The 1,359-nt window shown below is 67.0% G+C and carries 2 protein-coding genes and 1 pseudogene; 2 read left to right on the top strand and 1 reads right to left on the bottom strand.

Annotated features, from left to right (window positions below; translation table 11 throughout):
- The coding region (locus tag KBX08_RS33260) for a pentapeptide repeat-containing protein (RefSeq protein WP_210787711.1) at nucleotides 1-457 on the top strand (457 nt) is incomplete at its 5' end.
- A gap of 28 nt (nucleotides 458-485) precedes the next feature.
- On the opposite strand, the gene KBX08_RS33255 is transcribed toward KBX08_RS33260, so the two are convergent.
- The gene (locus KBX08_RS33255) at nucleotides 486-818 is read right to left on the bottom strand and encodes a hypothetical protein (protein WP_210787710.1); all 333 of its coding nucleotides are present in this window, start codon (nucleotides 816-818) and stop codon (nucleotides 486-488) included.
- Nucleotides 819-1,098: 280 nt separating this feature from the next.
- Between KBX08_RS33255 and KBX08_RS33250 the strand changes: the two are divergent.
- Nucleotides 1,099-1,359: pseudogene (locus KBX08_RS33250) on the top strand (ATP-dependent DNA ligase); the annotation flags it as partial.

The raw sequence follows: 1,359 nt of genomic DNA, 5'->3' as shown, positions 1-1,359 counted from the left end.
CACCCACGCCAACCTGCAGGGCGCGTATCTGACCAAGGCGCAATTGCGAGACGCCGATTTGACCGGCGCCCAGTTGCAAGGTGCGGAACTAGCCGGCACGCAGTTGCAAGGCGCCCGCCTGGCCAAGGCGCAGATGCAGGGTGCTTTCCTGTTCCTCGCGCAACTTCGAGGAGCGATCCTCGAAAGCACCCAACTGCAGGGCGCGAACCTTAGCAACGCCGATCTGCGGAACGCAGTCCTGGACAACGTGCAGCTGCAGGACGCGGATGTGTTCGACCCGCATATGTCTTCCTTGTACCTTGTTAGGGCGTACCTGCAGGGTGCGCGGGTAAGCGATCGCCAACTGCAACGGCTGAGGGAGCTGCTCGGCGACCTTCCGCCGCCGCTAAACGGGGCTGGTCTGGACGACGACTCCAGCGAGACGGGCCAAGAACGGGCTGGCGCACAACCCTCCTGAATCTCTGAGGGAACGTGTCGGCGACCCACTAGCCAGCGGCGGACGGCTCGCGGCGGAGATGCTCGCGGCGGATGAAGGTGCGGGCGCTGATGTTCAGGACACCGGCGGCGTCGACGTGGCTGCGGCGGCTCACCGATCGCGGCGTCTCGCTCTGCCACGCCCAGCTTGCGCCCCGGGTCCTCCTGCCGCACGGCGCGGTGCACAACCACGTCTCCAGCGACTTCAACGCATCCATGTTGCCGCAGTCGGTGGCCTGCAGATAAAGCCGGACAGCGTGCTGGTAGCGGCCTTCATTCTCGACCTGTTCGCCGAGCGCGTGAAGGAGAGCGGGTCCGTGATGGTGGAGGTGAACGCTGCCCACAGGCTCTCGGGCGGATACACGCCGGCACGTTCGGCGCGGCCGAGTTGTTCGAGGTAGTCGGCAAGCCGGTAGCAGTCCCGCAGACCCCGTTACCTTTTTCAGGTCCCCAGCCGGGGACTGCTCGGTCGCCCGGCTCGGTATGACTTGCTGCCCCTGTCGCGCCGATGATCCGGGGGGTGTTGTCGCCGGGCCGGGTGGCGTCGATGGACCGCTGATAGGGACACGGCCGCCCGCAAGGTTGGGGCAGGTCTCTTCGTAACGTGGGTGCCGGAGCTTCGCGCAGTTGCAGCGGCGAATCACGGCCGGCCGGGGGCTTCTCCGCCTGGCCCGCGAATGCCCTGCCCACTACGTGCTCTTCGACCTGCTCGCCGACGCGGGCGGCCAACTCCTCTTGAACCTGCCCCTTTCGGAGCGGCGGGCCCGGCTGGAGCGGCTGCTCGTCGACGCACCGCCCCAGCTCACCCTGACGCCACAAACAACGGACATGCGAGAGGTCTGGGACTGGCTGACAAACTGGACCGTCGCCACAGGCATCGAGGGG

Origin of the sequence: Micromonospora sp. H61, from assembly GCF_018070325.1 — a bacterium.
GTDB lineage: Bacteria > Actinomycetota > Actinomycetes > Mycobacteriales > Micromonosporaceae > Micromonospora > Micromonospora salmantinae.
The sequence above is the reverse complement of the archived record's forward strand: the minus strand, read 5'-3'. Positions and strand labels throughout refer to the sequence as shown.